This is a genomic window from Pseudomonas cerasi, from assembly GCF_900074915.1.
Lineage (GTDB): Bacteria > Pseudomonadota > Gammaproteobacteria > Pseudomonadales > Pseudomonadaceae > Aquipseudomonas > Aquipseudomonas cerasi.
Genome location: NZ_LT222319.1, coordinates 3,152,912 through 3,172,420, shown reverse-complemented (window position 1 = coordinate 3,172,420; position 19,509 = coordinate 3,152,912). Strand labels below are relative to the sequence as shown.

At 61.1% G+C, this 19,509-nt stretch carries 19 protein-coding genes; 8 read left to right on the top strand and 11 right to left on the bottom strand.

Going from position 1 to position 19,509, the window contains the following annotated elements:
• The first annotated feature begins 752 nt into the window (after positions 1–752).
• From PCPL58_RS16575 to PCPL58_RS16560, 4 genes are read left to right on the top strand one after another with little or no spacing between them, the layout of a single operon-like run.
• The gene (locus PCPL58_RS16575; protein ID WP_065349943.1) at positions 753–1,433 is read left to right on the top strand and encodes a (2Fe-2S)-binding protein; all 681 of its coding nucleotides are present in this window, start codon (positions 753–755) and stop codon (positions 1,431–1,433) included.
• Complete coding sequence (locus tag PCPL58_RS16570) at positions 1,433–2,416, top strand: FAD binding domain-containing protein (protein WP_003434207.1); 984 nt, start codon at positions 1,433–1,435, stop codon at positions 2,414–2,416. Before PCPL58_RS16575 ends, PCPL58_RS16570 begins: the two co-directional genes overlap by 1 nt.
• 9 nt (positions 2,417–2,425) lie before the next feature.
• Positions 2,426–4,642, top strand: coding sequence for a xanthine dehydrogenase family protein molybdopterin-binding subunit (locus PCPL58_RS16565; RefSeq protein WP_058397001.1), 2,217 nt, complete (start codon positions 2,426–2,428; stop codon positions 4,640–4,642).
• A gap of 2 nt (positions 4,643–4,644) precedes the next feature.
• Entirely contained in the window at positions 4,645–5,613 is a 969-nt protein-coding gene (locus PCPL58_RS16560; RefSeq protein WP_003434200.1) for an XdhC family protein, read from the top strand.
• On the opposite strand, the gene PCPL58_RS16555 is transcribed toward PCPL58_RS16560, so the two are convergent.
• Complete coding sequence (locus tag PCPL58_RS16555; protein ID WP_065349942.1) at positions 5,594–6,217, bottom strand: nucleotidyltransferase family protein; 624 nt, start codon at positions 6,215–6,217, stop codon at positions 5,594–5,596. The genes PCPL58_RS16560 and PCPL58_RS16555 overlap by 20 nt on opposite strands.
• Positions 6,218–6,357: 140 nt before the next feature.
• Here PCPL58_RS16555 and PCPL58_RS16550 point away from each other — a divergent pair, with 140 nt between their 5' ends.
• Positions 6,358–6,942, top strand: coding sequence for a flavin reductase family protein (locus PCPL58_RS16550; RefSeq protein WP_003369242.1), 585 nt, complete (start codon positions 6,358–6,360; stop codon positions 6,940–6,942).
• 303 nt (positions 6,943–7,245) lie between these two features.
• Here the strand turns inward: PCPL58_RS16550 and PCPL58_RS16545 are convergent, their stop codons facing one another.
• Positions 7,246–8,637, bottom strand: coding sequence for an aldehyde dehydrogenase family protein (locus PCPL58_RS16545; protein WP_065349941.1), 1,392 nt, complete (start codon positions 8,635–8,637; stop codon positions 7,246–7,248).
• Positions 8,638–8,738: 101 nt separating this feature from the next.
• Between PCPL58_RS16545 and ptrR the strand changes: the two genes are divergently transcribed.
• Entirely contained in the window at positions 8,739–9,614 is an 876-nt protein-coding gene (gene ptrR / locus PCPL58_RS16540) for a putrescine utilization regulator PtrR (protein WP_058416160.1), read from the top strand.
• Here ptrR and PCPL58_RS16535 read toward each other — a convergent pair.
• The gene (locus PCPL58_RS16535) at positions 9,611–10,705 is read right to left on the bottom strand and encodes a tartrate dehydrogenase (protein WP_065351069.1); all 1,095 of its coding nucleotides are present in this window, start codon (positions 10,703–10,705) and stop codon (positions 9,611–9,613) included. The two genes, ptrR and PCPL58_RS16535, sit on opposite strands and share 4 nt — an antisense overlap.
• A 124-nt stretch (positions 10,706–10,829) precedes the next feature.
• On the opposite strand from PCPL58_RS16535, the gene PCPL58_RS16530 reads away from it, so the two are divergent.
• Entirely contained in the window at positions 10,830–11,744 is a 915-nt protein-coding gene (locus PCPL58_RS16530) for a LysR substrate-binding domain-containing protein (protein ID WP_032609599.1), read from the top strand.
• Positions 11,745–11,760: 16 nt separating this feature from the next.
• On the opposite strand, the gene PCPL58_RS16525 is transcribed toward PCPL58_RS16530, so the two are convergent.
• The 5 genes from PCPL58_RS16525 to ribBA all read right to left on the bottom strand — a co-directional run bounded on the left by PCPL58_RS16525 (position 11,761) and on the right by ribBA (position 17,100).
• On the bottom strand, positions 11,761–12,915 hold the full coding sequence (locus tag PCPL58_RS16525; RefSeq protein ID WP_065349940.1) for an ABC transporter ATP-binding protein: 1,155 nt from the start codon (positions 12,913–12,915) through the stop codon (positions 11,761–11,763).
• A complete protein-coding gene (locus PCPL58_RS16520; RefSeq protein WP_003410149.1) occupies positions 12,912–13,727 on the bottom strand; it encodes an ABC transporter permease in 816 nt (271 codons plus the stop codon). Before PCPL58_RS16520 ends, PCPL58_RS16525 begins: the two co-directional genes overlap by 4 nt.
• Before the next feature lie 6 nt (positions 13,728–13,733).
• The gene (locus PCPL58_RS16515; protein ID WP_072366517.1) at positions 13,734–14,690 is read right to left on the bottom strand and encodes an ABC transporter permease; all 957 of its coding nucleotides are present in this window, start codon (positions 14,688–14,690) and stop codon (positions 13,734–13,736) included.
• Positions 14,675–15,700, bottom strand: coding sequence for an ABC transporter substrate-binding protein (locus PCPL58_RS16510; RefSeq protein ID WP_065349939.1), 1,026 nt, complete (start codon positions 15,698–15,700; stop codon positions 14,675–14,677). Before PCPL58_RS16510 ends, PCPL58_RS16515 begins: the two co-directional genes overlap by 16 nt.
• 290 nt (positions 15,701–15,990) lie before the next feature.
• Positions 15,991–17,100, bottom strand: coding sequence for a bifunctional 3,4-dihydroxy-2-butanone-4-phosphate synthase/GTP cyclohydrolase II (ribBA, locus tag PCPL58_RS16505; protein ID WP_058396995.1), 1,110 nt, complete (start codon positions 17,098–17,100; stop codon positions 15,991–15,993).
• A gap of 94 nt (positions 17,101–17,194) precedes the next feature.
• Here ribBA and PCPL58_RS16500 point away from each other — a divergent pair, with 94 nt between their 5' ends.
• Positions 17,195–17,485 carry a DUF1330 domain-containing protein gene (locus PCPL58_RS16500; protein WP_003434186.1) on the top strand — a complete coding sequence of 97 codons (291 nt, stop codon included), beginning with the start codon at positions 17,195–17,197 and terminating at the stop codon, positions 17,483–17,485.
• A gap of 32 nt (positions 17,486–17,517) precedes the next feature.
• Here PCPL58_RS16500 and PCPL58_RS16495 read toward each other — a convergent pair whose 3' ends face one another.
• From PCPL58_RS16495 to PCPL58_RS16485, 3 genes are all read right to left on the bottom strand, one after another.
• Entirely contained in the window at positions 17,518–18,081 is a 564-nt protein-coding gene (locus PCPL58_RS16495) for an NUDIX hydrolase (RefSeq protein ID WP_003369265.1), read from the bottom strand.
• 1 nt (position 18,082) lies between these two features.
• Positions 18,083–18,835 carry a GntR family transcriptional regulator gene (locus tag PCPL58_RS16490; protein WP_003369267.1) on the bottom strand — a complete coding sequence of 251 codons (753 nt, stop codon included), beginning with the start codon at positions 18,833–18,835 and terminating at the stop codon, positions 18,083–18,085.
• Positions 18,836–19,010: 175 nt separating this feature from the next.
• Positions 19,011–19,496: a flavin reductase family protein gene (locus PCPL58_RS16485; protein ID WP_044309617.1), complete on the bottom strand. Its 486-nt coding sequence runs from the start codon at positions 19,494–19,496 to the stop codon at positions 19,011–19,013.
• Positions 19,497–19,509: the final 13 nt, after the last annotated feature.

Here is a 19,509-nt window from a genome sequence, read left to right as displayed (position 1 = left end):
GACCTCAATTTATGTCCTGCTGCGCTGACTTCTTATCATCATTGGATTCAGCGTCATGAGTGACATTTGCTCTGTTGGTGCGCTGCGATGCCCGAGGGTCTTGCCCCTGAGCGACTTGCGAAGACACACCTGGTCAGCCTGTTCACGGAGTCTGAGACGCCGCATCGGAGAATGGAGGCACGCTCGACGCGCAATTTTATGTACGCGTGCTGCGACACACTCTCGGTGGCATACCGGCAAAGACGCGGTATTTTCGCATAATGTGCCCCCCCGGTTGCGAGGTGCCATCATCAAATTGGCTATGAATGCGTTGATTTAGACACTTCACAGCCTTCCACTGCCTATCTGTATCGGCTTTTTCGCCTGGGTCTTTAGCCGTCAGGCGGACATGGCCCTCACTCGATCTGAAACTCTCCCCGAAAAGTGCGCTCATGCGGCCGTTGGCATTCATGAGCCAGGCTCATAACAGCGTGTGGATCTGCCTGACTAATCAGCGCTTCGACCTCCTGTTAGGGTCCGTATACGGCTGCCATGCGTGTGGTCGCAATGTTCGGATACAGACGTCCGTCAAACAGTTGGAACTTTAGAAGCGCAGACCAGTTAAACACTTATAACGGGTGATAGCGTTTTGGCTTTGATTACCCCCTGAAAATAAAGGCAGCACGTCAGTGAGCAGGAGTACGCGCGGGCCGCTGACCACACCATAACGCCCGGCGCTTTACAGCAGCGCCGGCTATTACCGAGTGATCCTGATGACCGAACCCAAGAAGCACAAGGAAACTGCTGTCGACAGCAGCGCCGTGCAGCCCTCACGCCGAAACTTTCTGAAGTTCGGTGCCTCCGGCATTGCTGCGGCCACGCTGTCTACCTGGATCCCCTCCGACGGCCTGCTGCAGGCGGCGCCTTTGGAACCTGCGGCCCCCGTGGTCGAAGACAGTGACGCGCCCGCAGCGGGTGAGCAGCGCATCCAGTTGAAGGTCAATGGCCAGGTTCATACCCTGAACGTGCCGGCCAATGCCGTTCTGCTCGATGTGCTGCGTGACCGCCTGCAACTGACCGGCACCAAGAAGGGCTGTGACCACGGCCAGTGCGGCGCCTGCACGCTGCTGGTCAACGGCCTGGCGATCAACTCCTGTCTGTCGATCACCGTTCAGCATCAGGGCGACAGCATTACCACCATCGAAGGGCTGGCAGAGGACGGCAAGCTGCACCCGGTACAGGAAGCGTTCTGGGAACACGACGCCTACCAGTGTGGTTATTGCACCTCCGGACAGATCATGAGCGCGGTCGCGATTCTCAAGGACCCGAACATTCCGTCCGACGACGCCAGCGTCAGAGAAGCCATGAGCGGCAATATCTGCCGTTGCGGCGCTTACAAGAACATTCTGTCTGCCGTGCAATCCGCGCGCTCGAAAATGGGAGGTGCCGCCTGATGCGAACTTTCGACTACGCTCGTGCCGCTTCGCCCGCGCAGGCTTTCAGCACAGCGTCCGGTGAGGGGCAACGCTTCTATCTGGCTGGTGGCACCACGCTGCTGGATCTGGTCAAGCTCGACGTGATGCAACCGCAGCAGCTGGTGGACATCAACCATCTGGCGTTGAAGCAGGTCGAGTCGCTGCCGGATGGCCGTCTGCGCATCGGCGCGCTGGTCAGCAATACCGACCTGGCGAGCCACCCGCTGGTGCAGCAGCGCTACCCGGTTCTGTCCGAAGCGATCCTTGCCGGTGCGTCGACTCAATTGCGCAACAAGGCGACCACCGCCGGCAATCTCATGCAGCGTGTGCGCTGCCCGTATTTTCGCGATGGTATTTCAGCCTGTAACAAGCGCCAGCCGGGCTCCGGGTGTGCAGCCATCGGCGGGATGAACCGAAGTGTGCACGCAGTGCTGGGCACCAGCGAGCACTGCATTGCCACGCATCCGTCAGACATGTGTGTCGGCATGGCGGCCATCGGCGGGCAGGTTACCGTTCAGGGCGCCAATGGCTCGCGGGATATCCCGTTCGCTGACTTTCATTTGCTGCCTGGTGATACGCCAGAGCGCGAACACGCGCTGGCGCCCCATGAGCTCATTACCCATGTGACACTCGACGCCCCGCTGTCAGGCAGCCGCTCGTCTTATCTGAAGCTGCGCGACCGTACTTCGTACCAGTTCGCCCTGGCGTCCAGCGCCGTGATTCTAGTGATGGACGGCAAGCGCATTACCGATGCGCGCATTGCACTGGGCGGCGTGGGCACCAAGCCGTGGCGTGCCCTGGACGCCGAACGTGCGCTGATCGGTCAGCGTGCCGACCTGGATACCTTTGCGCAGGTCGCAGCGTTAGCGATGAAGGGCTCGCGGGGCTATGAACACAACGCCTTCAAGATCCCGCTGGGACAGCAGGTCATCGTCCGCAACCTTCGTGACCTCACGGCCTAGGAATTTCTCATGAGTGAAAACATCATTGGTGTGCCGCAGCGTCGTATCGACGGCGGCAAGAAAGTCAGTGGTCAGGCGCGCTATGCCGCGGACCATCCGATGGGCAAGATGCTTTACGCCTATGGCGTCTACAGCACCATCGCCAACGGGCGCGTGGTGGCGATAAAGGATCAGCAGGCCAAGGCGATGCCTGGCGTGGTCGATATCTTTCACCACGACAACTTCCCCTCGTTGCACCGTACTCCGAACACCAAGCTGAGCTTCGCCAAGATGCTTTCGGCCAGCAAGGCCGACGAGCATCGCCTGCCGTTCGAGGATGACCGGGTCTATTACCCTGGCCAGTTTGTCGCTCTGGTGGTGGCCGAAAGCTTCGAGCAGGCGAGGGCGGCGGCCTATCGCGTGACGGTTGATTATGACGAGCGTCCAGCGGTCAAGGACCTTGACGAAGGTATGCGCGTCAACGGCGCCCGCGATGGCGGCGCAGGGCACAATCGGGGTAATCCGGACAGCGCCTTCGACGGTGCAAAAGTGAAAGTCGATCAGACCTACACCACGCCGGTCGAAGTGCACAACCCGATGGAAATGCACGCCAGCACTGCGTGGTGGCAGGACGGCAAGCTGTTTGTCTATGAAAGCACCCAGGGCGTGGTCAACCACCGCAACCTGCTGGCCAACGTCTTTGACCTTTCCCCCGACCGGGTGGAAGTACGCGCGCCCTTCATAGGCTCGGGCTTTGGCGGCAAGCTGTGGCCGTGGCCGCATTCGGTCGCAGCGTGCGCCGCTGCGAAAGTCACCGGGCGACCGGTGCAGCTAGTGCTGCCGCGTGCGCAGATGTTCACCACGGTGGGGCACCGCCCGGAAACTCGCCAGCGCCTGCGTCTGGCCACCGATGCGAGCGGCAAGCTGGTATCGATTCGTCACGAGTCGTTCAACAACACCTCGATGCTCGATGACTACACCGAAAACTGCGGTGGCGTGACCAAAAGCCTGTATGCCTGCGATAACGTGCTGGTCAGCCACAAGATCAGCCCCATCAACCGCGGCACGCCGACCTCCATGCGCGCGCCGGGCGCGGCCCCGGGCCTGTTTGCACTGGAGTCGGCCATTGATGAAATGGCCCTGGCCAGTGGCATGGACCCTCTGGCATTCCGCAAGCTGAACCTCTCTGACAAGGATCAGAGCGCGGGCCTGCCGTGGTCCAGTAATCACTTGCCTGAAGCCATCGACAAGGCCGCCGAACGGTTTGGCTGGCAGGCGCGCAAGGCTGAAGTCGGTTCGATGCGCGAAGGCGATGAAATCATTGGTTACGGCATGGGCGCCTGCAATTGGGAAGCCTATCAGGTGCCTACCGATGCGCGGGTCATTCTGCGTTCCGATGGCACGGCCCTGGCTCAGTGCGGCTTGCAGGACATCGGCACCGGCACTTACACCATCGTCGCGCAGACCGTCAGCCAGTTGACCGGCATTCCCATGGAGCGCGTCGAGGTGGAACTGGGCAGTTCGTCGTTCCCGGCAGGCCCGGTATCCGGCGGCTCTTGGGTCACCGCCAGCGTCATGCCGGCGATTGCCGGTGCCACCCGCGAAGCGTTGCAGAAGCTGCGCCAGTACGCCGTCAGCAAGGATGCAGTGTTCGCCGGACAGGACGCCGAATCGATCAAGGTCGAGAACGGTCAACTGGTCATGGGTGAGCAGCGTGCGAGCTTCGTCGATGTGCTGAACGGTCAGCGCCTGTCGCGTGCCGAGGGCACTTTCCAGAGCGGCATGCCTGAAGCGGGCAAGTACTCGTTCCGCTCGTTCGGTGTGCATTTTGTCGAGGTGCGCTGGGATCCGGGCATTTCCAGCCTGCGCGTCTCGCGGGTGGTCAGTGCCATTGACGTGGGCAAAGTGGTCAACCCGCTGGCAGCACGCAATCAGGTGGAAGGCGCAATTGTGATGGGCATCGGTATGGCCTTGTTCGAGGCCGGTGAATACGATCCGCGCAGCGGCATGCCGGTCAATAACAACTATGCCGAGTACGTTGTGCCGGTGCATGCGGATCAGCCGGACATCGACGTCCTGCTGCTCGATTATCCGGATTACAACCTGGGTGAATTCGGCGCACGTGGTATCGGCGAGATTGGTGTGACCGGGCTGGCGGCGGCAGTGGCCAATGCGGTGTATCACGCGACGGGCAAACGGGTACGCAGCCTGCCGATCAGCAAGGAAAAACTGATGGCAGGGTTGTAGTCATGAAACAACTTGATTTGCAGGTTGTACAACAGGCGCGCGACTGGCTGGCCGGCGGCAAGGCCGTCTGGCTGTGTACGGTTCTTTCCACATTCGGCTCGGCCCCGCGCGGGCCGGGGGCGATGCTGGTGGCGCTGGGCAGCGGCGAGCATCGCGGCTCTCTGTCAGGTGGCTGCGTGGAAGAGGATTTTCTCGAGCGCGTTGCTGCCAGCCAGTTCGAGCCGGTCAATCAGGTGGTTCGTTACGGCGACGGCGGCTTCGCGCCGACGCGGGCCTTGCCGTGCGGTGGTGTGCTGGATGTGTTGATCGAGTTCATTGCACCCGGCCCTGAAGCCGATGCTCATCTGGCGGCCATCGAGCAGGCGCTGGCCGGTCGCGAGCTGGTCAGCAGGCAGGTGCAACTGGGCGGCGTGCAGAGGGAGATCGGGCCTGCGACGATGGGCGAGTCACGCGTACAGGTCGACGGTGAGCGGATCAGCATCCGCATGGGTGCGGTGTATCGCGTGCTGCTCGCCGGACTGTCGCCGGTGGCGGAGTTCTGCGCCAGTTTTGCCGTTGCGATGGGGTATGAGGTGATCGTTTGTGACCCTCGTGTCGAGGTCACTTCCGGGTTCTCGATGCCGGGTGTCGAGGTGCGTGGCGTGCTGCCTGCGGTGTTCATTGCCGAGGGCGGCTGCCACAGTTCGACGGCCGTTCTTGCTCTGACGCATGATCCGAAGCTGGACGATCTGAGCATGCTTGAGGCGGTCCGTACCGAGGCGTTTTACATAGGCGCGATGGGTTCGATGCGCACCAGCAGCAAACGTCTGGAGCGTCTGGGGCGGATTGGCGGGCTGGACGCTCAGGTCCTGGACCGGATTCACGCGCCCATCGGCCTGAACCTGGGCAGCAAGACCCCTTCCGAGATCGCCATTGCGGTAATGGCCGATATCCTGCGGGTGGCCAACGGTGTCAGTCGTGCCGAGGTGTAAGGTGTTGCCGGCAGGCTTCTGCCAGCGCTGACGGGGTGTCGGCGTCACGCAGGATGCCAAGGTCATCGCAGTGCAGTACGTCACATGCCTCGGGGTTATCGATGATCAGGGCTTTCGCGCCCTGATCGCCTTCCAGCTTGAGCAGCGCTGGCCAGAACCGGCGGCCAATAATCACCGGGTGGCCGCGCTGGCCCTTGTGCATGGGCAGGACGATGCGCTGGGAATCGGCCATTCTGGCCAGGTCATGCAGGGTCTGCGGCTGTATCCAGGGCATGTCCGCGAGAACAATGGCAACCGCATCGGCAAAGGAGTCCATCACTGCCGCAACGGCGCTCGCCAGGCTGTGGCCCATTCCCAGTTCGGCCTGTTCGCTGCGGATGATCGTGACGTTCGAGGCAATCCCCAGCGCATCCGCCTGGTCATCAGGGCGCACTACCACCGCCGTTTTGCCGAATGCGTTTTGCGCGTTTTCCAGGCTTGCCGTGAGCAGGGTCCGCCCGCAAGGCAGAAGCGCCTGCCGTTTGTCACCGGCAAAGCGTCTGCTGCGCCCCGCTGCAAGGACCAGGGCGAACACTTCTGGGATCTGGCTGTCTATGCTGCTCAATCCGAAACCTTATGAGTGGGTGAAAGGAGAGGGCGCCCGCGGCTTGCCCGTCGCAGCCTGCAGTTCTGCTGATGCACGCACAATGCCTTATTTCGCTGCCTTGCCGGTAGCGGCACGAATCATGTTTTCGAGGGTTTCAAGTGGACAATCATATTCGTCCTGTCGATCTGGAAAAAGCCTACCGTTTGCTCAACCACGGCCCGACCGTGCTGGTCTCCTCCAGCCACGAGGGCACGCATAACGTCATGGCTGCGGCCTGGGCCTGTGCACTGGACTTTTCGCCGCCGAAAGTGACGCTGGTCATCGACAAGATGACCAAGACCCGCGAGCTGGTTGAGAAGAGTGGCTACTTTGCCCTGCAGGTGCCCAATCTGGATCAATTGCAGATGACCTTCGACGTCGGCACCCAGAGCAAGGTCTTTACCCCGGACAAGCTGGACAAGGCCAATGTGGACCTGTTCCGCATCGACGGCCACGACTCGCCGCTGGTCGCAGGCTGCTCGGCGTGGCTGATCTGCAAGGTCATTCCCGAGCCGCACAATCAACAGACCTATGACCTGTTCATTGGTGAAGTGGTGGGTGCCTGGGCCGATACCCGTGTGTTCAACGACGGACACTGGGAATTCGAAAAGGCCGACCCGAAATGGCGCAGCCTGCATTACGTCGCGGGCGGGCATTTCTACACGATTGGTGAGCCTGCGGTGGTGGAAACGGGCGAGGAATGATCGCGATGTCTGGCCCTGACGATCTCCACTGGCCGTAAAGGCCTCTTCGTGAGCAAGCTCACTCCCACACAAGCACACTCATCGTTCCCGTGGGAGCAAGCTTGCTCGCGAATGCGGACTGACTGCTCCGCAAATAGTCAGCGGCTGCACCAGCCTTTTCATGAGCAAGCACACACCGCCTCCGTGGGAGCGAGCTTGCTCGCGAAGGCGGACTGACTGATCAGCAGACATTCAGCGGCCTTCGCGAGCAACGCAGATGGCCGCCCCGGTCACTCCCGTAACGGCTGTGTACCTGCTGAACCCTCAGTGACGATCCCGCCACACGGTTTGCGCATTGCAGAATTCGCGTACACCGAAGTGCGACAGCTCACGGCCAAAGCCGCTTTTCTTCACGCCGCCGAAGGTCACGCGCGGGTCTGAAGCGCTGTAGCCATTGATGAACACACCGCCGGTTTCCAGTTCCTCGGTCATGCGCTCGGCCAGCTGCAGGTCGCGCGTATAAACCGTCGCGGTCAGGCCGAAGTCACTGTCATTGGCCAGCTCCAGCGCGTGCTGCGCGTCTCTGGCGGTGATGATCGACGCTACCGGGCCGAACAACTCCTGCCGGAACGAAGTCATCTTATCGGTGACGTTACCGAGCACGGTCGGCTGATAATAATTGCCCTGGCCTTCAGCCTTTTTGCCGCCCAGCAACAGCGTGGCGCCTTCGGCGAGCGTGTCCTGCACTTGGGCATCCAGCTCGTCGCGCAGATCGAAGCGCGCCATGGGGCCAATGTAGGTTTCGCTGGAAAGAGGATCGCCTGTCACCAGTTGACGCGTTTGCTCGACGAACCTGCGGGTGAACTCCTCGACCACGCCTTGCTCGATGATCAGGCGCTTGGCCGCTGCACAGACCTGCCCGGTGTTCTGGAAGCGGCCAATCACCGCCGCCTTCACCGCCTGATCCAGGTCCGCGTCATTGAGCACGATGAACGGGTCGGAACCGCCCAGTTCCAGCACGCACTTCTTCAGAGCCGCACCGGCCTGGGCACCGATGGCCTGGCCAGCACGCACGCTGCCGGTCAGGGTGACGGCTGCGATGCGCGGGTCGGCAATGGCGCTTGAAACGCCTTCCGGGGTCACGTTGATGACCTCGAACACACCCTCCGGAAAACCGGCACGCTTGAACGCGTCGAGCATCAGGTAAGCGCAGCCCATTACGTTGGGCGCGTGCTTGAGCACGTAAGTATTGCCGGCCAGCAGGGTCGGAATCGCGCCGCGCAGCACTTGCCAGATCGGGAAATTCCATGGCATCACTGCGAGAATCGGGCCCAGCGGACGGTACTCGATCCGCGCCTTGTCATTCTCGACCTGAGTTGCTTCGGCCACCAGCATCGCCGGGCCTTGTGCCGCGTACCAGTCGCACAGCTGCGCGCATTTTTCGACCTCGCCTCGGGCCTGAGCGACGGGCTTGCCCATTTCCTGACTGATCATGCGTGCAATGTTGTCGACGTCATCACGCAGGGCCTGACCCATGGCGATGATCAGTTGCGCACGTTGCTGAATCGAAGTGCGTTTCCAGCCGGCAAAACCGGCCGCCGCGCGCGACAGGCTTTGATCCAGCGCGGCGGCGGATTCGAAGGCATAGTGGCCGATCTGCTCGCCGGTGGCAGGGTTGATCGAGATTGCATGGGTGTTGCTGGTGACAGTAGTCATTGCGCCATCCTGTTGAGGTGGAAGTGGGGCCAGAATATAGGCGTGCAATGCTTTGTAAAACTGAATAATAATGAGCGTAACGTTCATGTTTGGAGAATGATATGGATCTGGTTCAGTTGGAGATCTTCAAGGCGGTGGCTGAACACGGCAGCATCAGCGCCGCCGCGCAGCACATCCACCGGGTGCCCTCGAACCTGACCACGCGCATCAAGCAACTGGAGCAGGATCTGGGCGTCGACCTGTTCATTCGCGAGAAGCACCGCTTGCGTCTGTCTCCCGCAGGCTGGAATTTTCTCGACTACACGCGACGCATCCTGGATCTGGTGCAGGAAGCGCGTTCCGCCGTTTCCGGTGAGGAGCCACAGGGGCCTTTTGCACTGGGCTCGCTGGAAAGCACGGCTGCAGTCAGGATTCCTGCGCTGCTGGCCGCCTACAACCAGCAGAACGCCAAGGTCGAGCTGGACCTGTCCACAGGCCCGTCCGGAACCATGATCGACGGCGTGCTGGCCGGTCGACTGGTCGCTGCGTTCGTCGACGGGCCAGTGCAGCATCCATCGCTTGATGGCGTGCCGGTCTTCGAAGAGGAAATGGTCATCATCGCGCCGCTCAATCATGCGCCGGTCAAGCGCGGGCGGGATGTCAGCGGAGAGAGTATCTATGCGTTTCGTGCCAACTGCTCGTACCGCCATCACTTTGAACGCTGGTTCACCGATGATGCGGCAGTGCCGGGCAAGATCCATGAAATGGAGTCCTACCACGGCATGCTCGCCTGCGTCAGCGCCGGTGCCGGGCTGGCGCTGATGCCGCGCAGCATGCTGGAAAGCATGCCCGGCTGCGCCACGGTCAGTATCTGGCCGCTGTCCGAGAAGTTTCGCTACCTGCAGACCTGGCTGATCTGGCGCCGCGGCACGGTGTCACGCAGCCTGACTCGCTTCGTCGAGTTGCTGGAACAGCGCAACGAGCCAGCGAGCGTTTAACGGCCTGCACAAACCCGCTCGGCAATCGCCGCACCGACTCGTTGAGTCGAAAGCGTGCCGCCCAGATCCGGCGTGACGTCGCCGTTGGCGATCACTTGCTCGATGGCGGTGATGATTTCGTCATGGGCCGCGGTGAAGCGTTGATCGCCCCGGCCGAGGAATTCGAGCATGAGCGCACCCGACCAGATCATGGCGATCGGGTTGGCGATGTTCTGGCCGAAGATGTCCGGGGCCGAGCCGTGAACCGGTTCGAACAGCGACGGGAAGTGACGCTCGGGGTTGAGATTGGCTGAAGGCGCGATGCCGATGGTGCCTGCGCAGGCCGGGCCGAGGTCGCTGAGGATGTCGCCGAACAGGTTGGACGCCACCACCACGTCGAAGCGCTCGGGTTGCAGCACGAAACGTGCACAGAGAATGTCGATGTGTTGCTTGTCCCAACTGATGCCGGGGTACTGGCTGGCCATCGCTTCGGTGCGCTTGTCCCAATACGGCATGCTGATGGCCATGCCGTTGGATTTGGTCGCCGAGGTAACGTGCTTGCGCTCGCGTTTGCTGGCCATCTCGAAGGCGAATTTGAGAATGCGGTCGACGCCGCGACGGGTGAACACCGATTCCTGCAACACGAATTCGTTGTCGGTATTTTCGAACATGATCCCGCCCAGCGACGAGTATTCACCTTCGGTGTTTTCCCGGACCACGACAAAGTCGATGTCGCCCGGTTTACGATGGGCCAGCGGGCAGGGCACTCCTGGAAACAGCCGCACCGGACGGATATTCGCGTACTGGTCGAATTCGCGACGAAACTTGAGCAGCGAGCCCCACAGTGAGATGTGATCCGGCACCTTTTCCGGCCAGCCGACGGCGCCGAAGAAGATCGAGTCAAAGCCTTCGAGCTGTTCGAACCAGTCGTCCGGCATCATCTTGCCGTGCTTCAGGTAGTAATCGCAGCTGGCCCATTCGAAGTATTCGAACTCCAGGTCCAGCCCGTGCCGCGCGGCAGCGGCCTGCACCACACGTACCCCTTCGGGCAGCACTTCCAGGCCGATGCCGTCACCGGCGAGGGCAGCGATACGCAGTTTCTTGTTGTTCATGGTGGCGCTCTCTCTGAATCGATCCATTACGGGTGTGCGATGAATGAGTTGCACAGGCCATTCATGCTATAAGCACACGATACAAAGATAATCAGCTTATTAATGGACTGAGAAAACACGAATCGTGAATAAATACCCCAGTCTTGATGATTTGAATGTGTTCGTTCATGTGGCCCGGCGCTCAAGCTTCGTCGGGGCTGCGGATGAGCTGGGCATGTCCGCTGCCTACGTCAGCAAGCGCATCCGTTTGCTGGAGCAGGGCATGGGCGTGGTGTTGCTGCACCGCTCGACCCGGCAGGTGTCGATTACCGAAGATGGCGAGCGCGTCTACGAGTGGGCCAGGGGTATGCTCGACTCAGTGCAGCAGATGGGCGACCAAGTGGCGGCACTGCATGGCGAACCGAGTGGCTTGTTGCGCGTGGTCAGCAGCCAGGGCTTTGGCCGTCGTTTCGTCGCGCCGGCGTTGTCGGAACTGGCCGCGCGTTATCCGAAGCTGGATATCCGTCTGGACATTCAGGACCGGCTGGTCGATCTGATCGAGGAGGGCGTCGATCTGGATATCCGCGTCGGCAACGAAATCGCTCCGCACTTGCGCGCCAGGCATCTGGCCAGCAACTGGCGGGTTCTGTGCGCGAGCCCCGGCTACCTCAACCTTCATGGCACGCCGCTCAATCTTGGCGAACTGGCCAATCACGATTGCCTGGTGATCAAGGAGCGCGACCGGCCGTTCGGCATCTGGCACCTCAACGGGCCGCAAGGTGCCGAAACCGTCAAGGTGACCGGCAGCCTGTCCACCAACCACGGCGAAATCGCCCGCCAGTGGTGCCTGGACGGACGCGGGGTATTGCTGCGTTCGCTGTGGGATGTGCGCACTGACCTGGCCGAGGGCCGGCTGGTTCAGGTGTTGCCGGATTACCGTCAGGATGCAGACATCTGGGCGGTGCATACCTCGCCGCTGATGAGTTCGGCCAAGGTCCGCGTCACGGTGGAGTTTCTGCGCGACTACCTTGCCCTGCATCCTTCGCCGGTCAACCACTGAGACACGCCACGCACTGTCAGTGGGTGCCAGCCGCCTTGTTCAGGTCGCTTTCGGTCCACTCGGTGTAGATGCATGCGTCTGCGGCGGCCCAGCGCACGCGCACCGGGTCGCCGGCCTTGAGCGACATGCCGTTCGCGGAAAGCGCCTTGACCGTCATGGCAGTGCCTCCGGCAGTGACTACCGAGCACGTCTGGCTCTCGCCAAGGAACAGCACTTCATGGACCGTGGCGCTCACCTCGTTCCAGCCTGCTTCGAGTGGCATGGCCTCAGCCTGGGACACGCTCAGCGCCTGGGCTTTCTCCGGGCGCACCATCAGCAGCACGTCCTGATCGGTCTTCAGCCCTGCGGTCAGGCGAATCGCCAGTGTGCTGCCCTCGAACGTCGCCACGGCATTGCCCTGAGCCTTGAGCCTGAGGAAGTTCGAGTTGCCGAGAAACGAGGCGACGAAGGCATTCGGTGGATCCTGGTACAGGTCATAGCCCGAGCCCAGACCGACGATCTTGCCATGGCTGAAAATGGCGATGCGCTGTGACAGGCGCATGGCTTCTTCCTGATCATGGGTCACGTAAACGATGGTGATACCCAGCCGGCGATGCAACTGACGCAGTTCGTCCTGCAAGTCTTCGCGCAGCTTCTTGTCCAGTGCGCCCAGAGGCTCGTCCATCAGCAGGATGCGCGGCTCGTAAACCAGCGCCCTGGCGATGGCGACCCGTTGCTGCTGGCCGCCTGACAGTTGCGACGGGCGACGATGAGCGAAGGCTTCCAGCTGAACCAGCTTGAGCATCGCATCGACTTTCTTCTCGCGTTCGGCCGCAGGCATCTTGCGGATCGCCAGCGGGAAGGCAATGTTGTCGCGGACTGACAGGTGCGGGAACAGCGAGTAGCGCTGGAACACCATGCCGATGTCACGCTTGTGCGGCGGCACATTCACCAGCGATTTGCCGCCCACCAGAATCTCGCCCGAGCTGGGCGTTTCGAAGCCGGCGAGCATCGACAGCGTGGTGCTTTTTCCCGAGCCGCTGGAGCCCAGGAAGGTCAGGAATTCGCCGTCCTGGATGTCCAGGGAAATGTCGTCGACGGCGGCGAAACTTCCGTAGTGCTTGTTCAGATTACACAGGCTGACGAGTGTGTTCTGTCGCTGATGGGCGGGGTCTTTGATCACGGCACTCATGAAGTACTCCTGGCTTCGTTGCGGCGACGCAGGGTCGCGGCGATGAACATGATCAGCACCGACAGGGCGATCAGCAGCGTTGAGGCGACGGCGATGACTGGCGTCAGGTCCTGACGCAGGGTGGTCCACATTTTCACGGGAAGGGTTTGCAGGGTAGGGCTTGCCATCATCACGCTCAAGACCACCTCGTCCCACGACACCAGGAACGCGAACAGCGCACCGGCCATCATGCCCGGGCGGATGCCGGGAAAGGTCACCTTGTAGATCGCCTGCAAGCGTGAGGCACCGCAGATGACTGCTGCATCCTCGATGGACTGGTCGAACAGCTTCAACGAATTGATGATCGAGATGATGGTGAACGGCAAGGCAACGATCACATGGCTGACGACGAAGGAAAACAGCGTGCCGGTGTAGCCGAGCTTGAGAAACAGCGCGTAGACCGCGACGGCGATGATCACCAGCGGCACGATCATCGGCAGTGTGAAGACGCCGTACAGCAGGTCACGCCCCGGAAACCGGCCACGCACCAGTGCGAATGCAGTGGGCAGGCCCAGTGCCACCGAGGCGAGGGTGGTCAGGATCGCGACCTTGAAGCTGGACATGGCCGCGGCCATCCAGTCCGGGTTGGAAAAAAACTGCTGATACCACTTCAGCGTCCAGCCGGGCGGCGGAAACACCAGCCACTGCGACGAACCGAACGACAGCAGGACGATGAACAGGATCGGCAGCAACAGGAACAGCGCGATCAGGGCGGTGGTCAGGTACAGGCCCGTACGCAAGCCGGGGCTCATGGCATTGGGTGTCAGGAGCATGGCGGTTTACCTCGCATTGCTGGCGCCGACCGGTGATTCCGGCTGGAGCTTCAGGTAGAAGTAGAACAGCACCAGCGTGATCAGCACCAGCAACGCAGCGGCGGCACTGGCCAGCCCCCAGTTGAGGAACGACTGCACCTGCTGGACGATGAATTCGGGCAGCATCATGTTCTGCGCGCCGCCGAGCAGCGCCGGGGTGACGTAATAACCGAGCGACATGACAAACACCATCAGGCCTCCGGAAAACAGCCCCGGACGGCACAGTGGCAGGAACACTCTGAAGAAATTGCTCCATGGGCTGGCGCCGCAGATCGAACCCGCCTGCAGCACCATGGGGTCGATGGCTTGCATGGTCGCCTGCAGCGGCAGGACGATGAACGGAATCATGATGTAGCTCATGCCGATCACCACACCGGTCAGGTTGTGCACCATTTCCAGCGGTTGATCGATGATGCCCATGGCCATCAAGGCCTTGTTGACGACCCCTGAGGCCTGCAACAGCACCAGCCACGAATAGGTACGGGCCAGCAGGCTGGTCCACATCGACAACAGCACGATATTCAGAATCCAGCGTCCCCAGCCGCGCGGCACCAGGGTGATCACCCAGGCGAGCGGGAAGCCCAGCAGCAGGCTGAACAGCGTCACCAGACCGGCTACGGAAAAGGTATTGAGCAGCACCCGCGAGTAGGCCGAGTTGGCAAACAGTTGCTCATAGTTGCCAAGGCCCGGCACCGGTTCCAGCACGCCCCGCAGCAGCAGGGCAATCAGCGGCGCGAAGAAGAACAGTCCAAGGAAGATCAGCGCCGGAAGCAGATTGCGGCTGCCACGCCAGCGCTGTGCGAGGGAAGGGGATGCCTGCATGCCCGGCGCCTTCTGGCTGGCCGTGCCAGCGGTGCTGGAAGCACCCCCGGCCGGCATGGATTGACGAGGAGCAACCGCTGTCATTTTTACTTGACCAGCCATTCGTTCCACCGTGTCGCAATATCAGCGCCGTTCTTGGCCCAGTATGCGAAGTCGAGAGTGATTTGATCGGCAACGTGCGCGGTCGGCAGGTTAGGTGCCAGCGTAGAGTCCAGGCGCGCAACGCTCTGGGTATTGACCGGGGCATAGGCACTGAGATTGGAGAAGTCCGCCTGGCCTTTGGCACTGGTTGCATTGGCGATGAATTTCATCGAAGCGTCCTTGTTCTTTGCGCCCTTGGGTACGACCAGAAAGTCAGCCATGACCAGATTCTGTTTCCAGCTCACGCCCACCGGCGCGCCATCCTGCTGCAGGGCGTAGACCCGGCCGTTCCACATCTGCCCCATCGACACTTCGCCGGAAGCCAGCAGTTGCTGGGACTGCGCACCGCCGCCCCACCAGACGATGTCCTTCTTGATGGTGTCGAGTTTCTTGAAGGCGCGGTCGAGGTCCAGCGGGTAAAGCTTGTCAGGCGCTACACCATCGGCCAGCAGAGCCAGTTCCAGCACGCCGGGGCTTGGCCACTTGTACAGCGCGCGCTTGCCAGGGTAGGTCTTGGTGTCGAACATCGCGGCCCAGTCACCAGGCGCCTTACCGCCGACTTTGCTTTCGTTGTAGCCGAGCACGAAGGAGAAGAAGAACGAACCGGCGCCGTGGTCAGTCACGAAGCGTTTGTCGATCTCGTCGCGTTTGATGGCGGTGAAGTCCAGAGGCTCCAGCAGGCCTTCACTGGCGGCGCGCAGGGCGAAGTCGGCTTCGACATCGACAACGTCCCACTGCACGTTACCGCTTTCGACCATGGCCTTGAGTTTGCCGTAGTCGGTAGGACCGTCCTGCACGACGGTGATGCCGCTGGCCTTGCTGAACGGCGCCGCCCAGGCCTCCTTCTGAAAGTCCTGCGTGGAGCCGCCCCAACTCACGAAGTTGACGCTCTCGGCGGCAATAGCGGCGACACTCGAGAAAGCCAGCACGCCAGCGGCCAGGACTGCTGTTGCACGTTTGTTCAACACCATTTTTACGCCCTCATTTGTTGTGTTTTGAGCGGGCTTTTCTTGCCCGCGTAATCGGGAGCAGTAGGTCCAATGGGCCTTGAAACCTTGTACAGGTCAGGTGCTGTTATTAGTGCTGTCCCTCGCCGGGCGCGTCTGACCAGATCTTGTATTTATGGAATGTCATATTATGGTATTCCAAACTTTCTGCAAGCGTTTTGCCCTGTCAAAACGCCTTCACGGTGGCTTTTTTGGTCAGCGCCTTCGGTTAAAGGCGGTGGATTATCAGGCTCGCGCGCCAAGCGTTTGCCTGGTCAGCCGGGAAACGGAATATTTTCAATCACTTCCAGATCGTAGCCAGTCAACCCTGCGTATTTCAGTGGCGGGCCGAGGTGGCGCAGCTTGCCGACGCCCAGATCCTGCAAGATCTGTGCGCCCGTACCGACCTCGGAATAAATACGTGATTGCGAGCGCGTGTATTGGCGTGGCGGCTGGGTGAGCTGTGGAATGCGCTCCAGCAGCGCTTGGGAGGATTCGTGATTGGCGAGCACCACCACCACGCCGTGACCTTCTTCAGCGATACGTTGCAGGGCGGCCCAAAGCGTCCAGTTGGCGGGGCCGTTGTATTCGGCACCGACCAGGTCGCGCAGCGGGTCGACAACATGCACGCGCACCAGCGTGGCGGCGTCACGGCGGATGTCGCCCATCACCATGGCCATGTGCACGCCACCTTCGATGCGGTCTTCGTAGCTGAACAGACGGAAGGCGCCGTGCACGGTCGGCAGTTCGCGCTCGCCAATCCTGACGATGGTGTGTTCGGTGCTCAGGCGGTAATGGATCAGGTCGGCGATGGTGCCGATGCGGATGCCGTGCTTTTTGGCAAACACTTCCAGGTCAGGTCTTCTGGCCATGCTGCCGTCATCATTCATGACTTCAACGATGACCGACGCTGGCGTGAAACCGGCCAGCCGGGCCAGGTCGCAGCCCGCTTCGGTATGCCCGGCACGGGTCAGGACGCCGCCGTCACGCGCGCGCAATGGAAAGATATGGCCCGGCTGCACCAGATCTTCCGGTACTGCGTGCGGGTTGACGGCAGCCTGAACGGTACGCGCACGATCTGCCGCGCTGATGCCGGTGGTCACACCTGTGGTCGCTTCGATGGACACCGTGAACGCGGTGGCGAATACGCTGCCGTTGCTGGGTACCATCTGTTCCAGGCCCAGACGCTGGCAGTGTTCGTCGGTCAGCGTCAGGCAGATCAGACCGCGCGCTTCGCGGGCCATGAAGCTGATGGCCTGTGGTGAACAGCAATCGGCAGCCAATAGCAGATCGCCTTCGTTTTCCCGGTCTTCGTCGTCGACCAGCAACACCATCTTGCCCTGGCGGTAGTCTTCGATGATGTCTTCGATGCGATCGAACGCCATAGTCAGTTTCCCGGTTTTATGGGTGGATGAATCGTGGTATACCATAAGACAGAATATTTCACAGATTGCCTATCAATGAAACAGTGAGATCGCGATGAAAGCCTATTGGATTGCACACGTTGATGTGACCGACCCTCAGCAGTACAGCGAATACACCCAGCGCGCCCCCGCGGCTTTCGAGCTGTTTGGTGGCAGGTTCCTCGCGCGCGGCGGGCGTTCCGAGGCGCTCGAAGGGCGTGATACGCCGCAGCGCACGGTGATTATCGAATTTGAATCCTACGAGAAGGCGCTGGCCTGTTATCGGTCGCCCGAGTACCAGCATGCGATGAGCCACAGGCAGGGTGCTTCGAAGGCCGAGATCGTGATCGTCGAGGGGCAGTTTTAAGCGTTCAGTTGCGAGCTGAAAGCTTCAGGCATTCACCGGATAAAGTGCACCTTGCCGGTGTCGTCGTTACCGATATAAATACCGTAGACACCCGCCTGACGTTCTTCGATATAGCGTTCCAGTATCTGGCGGATGGCGGGGTAATAGATGCTGTCCCACGGGATGTCTTCGGGGGCGAAGAATCTGTAATCCAGGGTTTCCGGGCCGAACTGGCCGGTCACCTCCAGCGCGATGGCGCGGAACACAATGTAGACTTCGCTGATGCGCGGCACGCTGAAGATAGAGTAGGGCGAAAGGATCTCGGCGCGTACACCGGTTTCTTCCCAGACTTCACGCAGCGCTGCCTGCTCGGTGGTTTCGCCGCTTTCCATGAAACCGGCAGGCAGTGTCCAGGTGCCCGGGCGCGGCGGGATGGCGCGCTGGCAAAGCAGGTACTTGCCTTCCTGCTCGATGATGCAACCCGCGATGATCTTCGGGTTGATGTAGTGAATATACTGACAGCCGCCACAGACCAGCCGCACGTGCGTATCGCCAGACGGGACACGCTGAGCCAGATCAGCGCTACCGCATTGAGGACAGAAGCGCGGTGTGGCCATTTCAGCGACCTATGCGAGGTTCTTTCAGCGCAACGGGGGCGATGATGTCACGGACTTTGCTGTCTTCGTCCTGCTTGGATTTGAGGTATTCCAGCGCCACACGTGCGGCGTTGCGTACGTGATCGACCGACGCCTGGTGCGCGGCCAGCGGGTCGCCGCTCTTGATCGCTTCGACCATGAGCTCCATTTCCTTGTTGCTGGCACCGCGGCGATTTTCCTGGGATACCGAGGTGGCGCGCAGGTAGCTGATGCGCGCCTGCAACTGGCGTAGCTGGGTCGCGGCCACATGGTTGCCCGAGCCTTCCAGCAATACATCGTAGAAACCCTGGACCGAGTCGATCACCTGCTGCAGTTCGCCTTCCTTGAGCGCCTGACGATTTTCCTCCAGGGCTTTTTCCAGAGCGCGAATGTCCTTGGGCTTGGCCCGCAGGGTAAACAGTTGAACGATCAGGCCTTCCAGCACGCAGCGTAGTTCGTAGATATCGCAGGCATCAGCCAGCGTGATGATTGCAACACGCGGGCCCTTGGCATCGGCGAACTCCACCAGGCCTTCGGATTCCAGGTGGCGCAGTGCTTCGCGAACCGACGTGCGGCTTACCCCGAGGCGGTCACATAGATCACGCTCGACCAGACGATCGCCCGGCAGCAGTTGAAAGTTCATGATTGCGCTGCGCAGCTTGTCCAGCACGATCTCGCGCAGTGTGACGGGGTTGCGGTTGACCTTGAAGGTGTCGTCGAGAGGCAGGCGTTTCATCGGGTGTGCTCGGAATGGGGCTGTCAAAGTAAAAACGTGACTGGAAATAACGTCTCGCTCATGTCGGCAACCCACAAACCGCGCGGGCTGCTGCATGGCCCGGATGGATGAACCCGGGTCGCGGCCGAGTTTATCACGCCCGTGCCTGCAACCACCAAGACTGCCCTGAGCTACCTCAGACGATGGCTGGCAGTGCACCCATCTTGCCCCGGTGATAGACCATCGGCGTGACCGGTGTCGCGGGCAGGATCAGATTTTTCACCTCGCCGACAATGATCGCGTGATCGCCGCCGTCGTATTCCCGCCACAGCTCACACTCGATGATCGCCGTGGCCTTGCTCAGCAGCGGGTTGCCCAGCTCGCTCAACTGCCACTCGATGCCCTTGGTCTTGTCCTTGCCCTTGCTGGCGAAGGCATAGGCTTCTGTCTGCTGGTCGGCAGACAGCAGGTGAATCGCGAATTTTTTGCTGTCACGCAACACCGGGTAAGTGTCCGATTCATAGTTAGGGCAGAACAGCACCAGGGCCGGGTCGATGGACAGCGCACTGAATGCGCTGGCAGTAATACCGAACAGGTTGCCCTCAGGGTCGAGGGTGGTGACGATGGTCACGCCCGAAGGGAATGACGCCATGACTTCTTTGTAAATACCGGGTTCTATCATCGCAGCGGCCTCG

Coding starts and splice junctions, on each gene's coding strand:
- PCPL58_RS16575 (WP_065349943.1), top strand. CDS start 753: ATGACCGAACCCAAGAAGCACAAGGAAACTGCTGTCGACAGCAGCGCC.
- PCPL58_RS16570 (WP_003434207.1), top strand. CDS start 1,433: ATGCGAACTTTCGACTACGCTCGTGCCGCTTCGCCCGCGCAGGCTTTC.
- PCPL58_RS16565 (WP_058397001.1), top strand. CDS start 2,426: ATGAGTGAAAACATCATTGGTGTGCCGCAGCGTCGTATCGACGGCGGC.
- PCPL58_RS16560 (WP_003434200.1), top strand. CDS start 4,645: ATGAAACAACTTGATTTGCAGGTTGTACAACAGGCGCGCGACTGGCTG.
- PCPL58_RS16545 (WP_065349941.1), bottom strand. CDS start 8,637: ATGACTACTGTCACCAGCAACACCCATGCAATCTCGATCAACCCTGCC.
- ptrR (WP_058416160.1), top strand. CDS start 8,739: ATGGATCTGGTTCAGTTGGAGATCTTCAAGGCGGTGGCTGAACACGGC.
- PCPL58_RS16535 (WP_065351069.1), bottom strand. CDS start 10,705: ATGAACAACAAGAAACTGCGTATCGCTGCCCTCGCCGGTGACGGCATC.
- PCPL58_RS16525 (WP_065349940.1), bottom strand. CDS start 12,915: ATGAGTGCCGTGATCAAAGACCCCGCCCATCAGCGACAGAACACACTC.
- PCPL58_RS16520 (WP_003410149.1), bottom strand. CDS start 13,727: ATGCTCCTGACACCCAATGCCATGAGCCCCGGCTTGCGTACGGGCCTG.
- PCPL58_RS16515 (WP_072366517.1), bottom strand. CDS start 14,690: ATGGCTGGTCAAGTAAAAATGACAGCGGTTGCTCCTCGTCAATCCATG.
- PCPL58_RS16510 (WP_065349939.1), bottom strand. CDS start 15,700: ATGGTGTTGAACAAACGTGCAACAGCAGTCCTGGCCGCTGGCGTGCTG.
- ribBA (WP_058396995.1), bottom strand. CDS start 17,100: ATGGCGTTCGATCGCATCGAAGACATCATCGAAGACTACCGCCAGGGC.
- PCPL58_RS16500 (WP_003434186.1), top strand. CDS start 17,195: ATGAAAGCCTATTGGATTGCACACGTTGATGTGACCGACCCTCAGCAG.
- PCPL58_RS16495 (WP_003369265.1), bottom strand. CDS start 18,081: ATGGCCACACCGCGCTTCTGTCCTCAATGCGGTAGCGCTGATCTGGCT.
- PCPL58_RS16490 (WP_003369267.1), bottom strand. CDS start 18,835: ATGAAACGCCTGCCTCTCGACGACACCTTCAAGGTCAACCGCAACCCC.
- PCPL58_RS16485 (WP_044309617.1), bottom strand. CDS start 19,496: ATGATAGAACCCGGTATTTACAAAGAAGTCATGGCGTCATTCCCTTCG.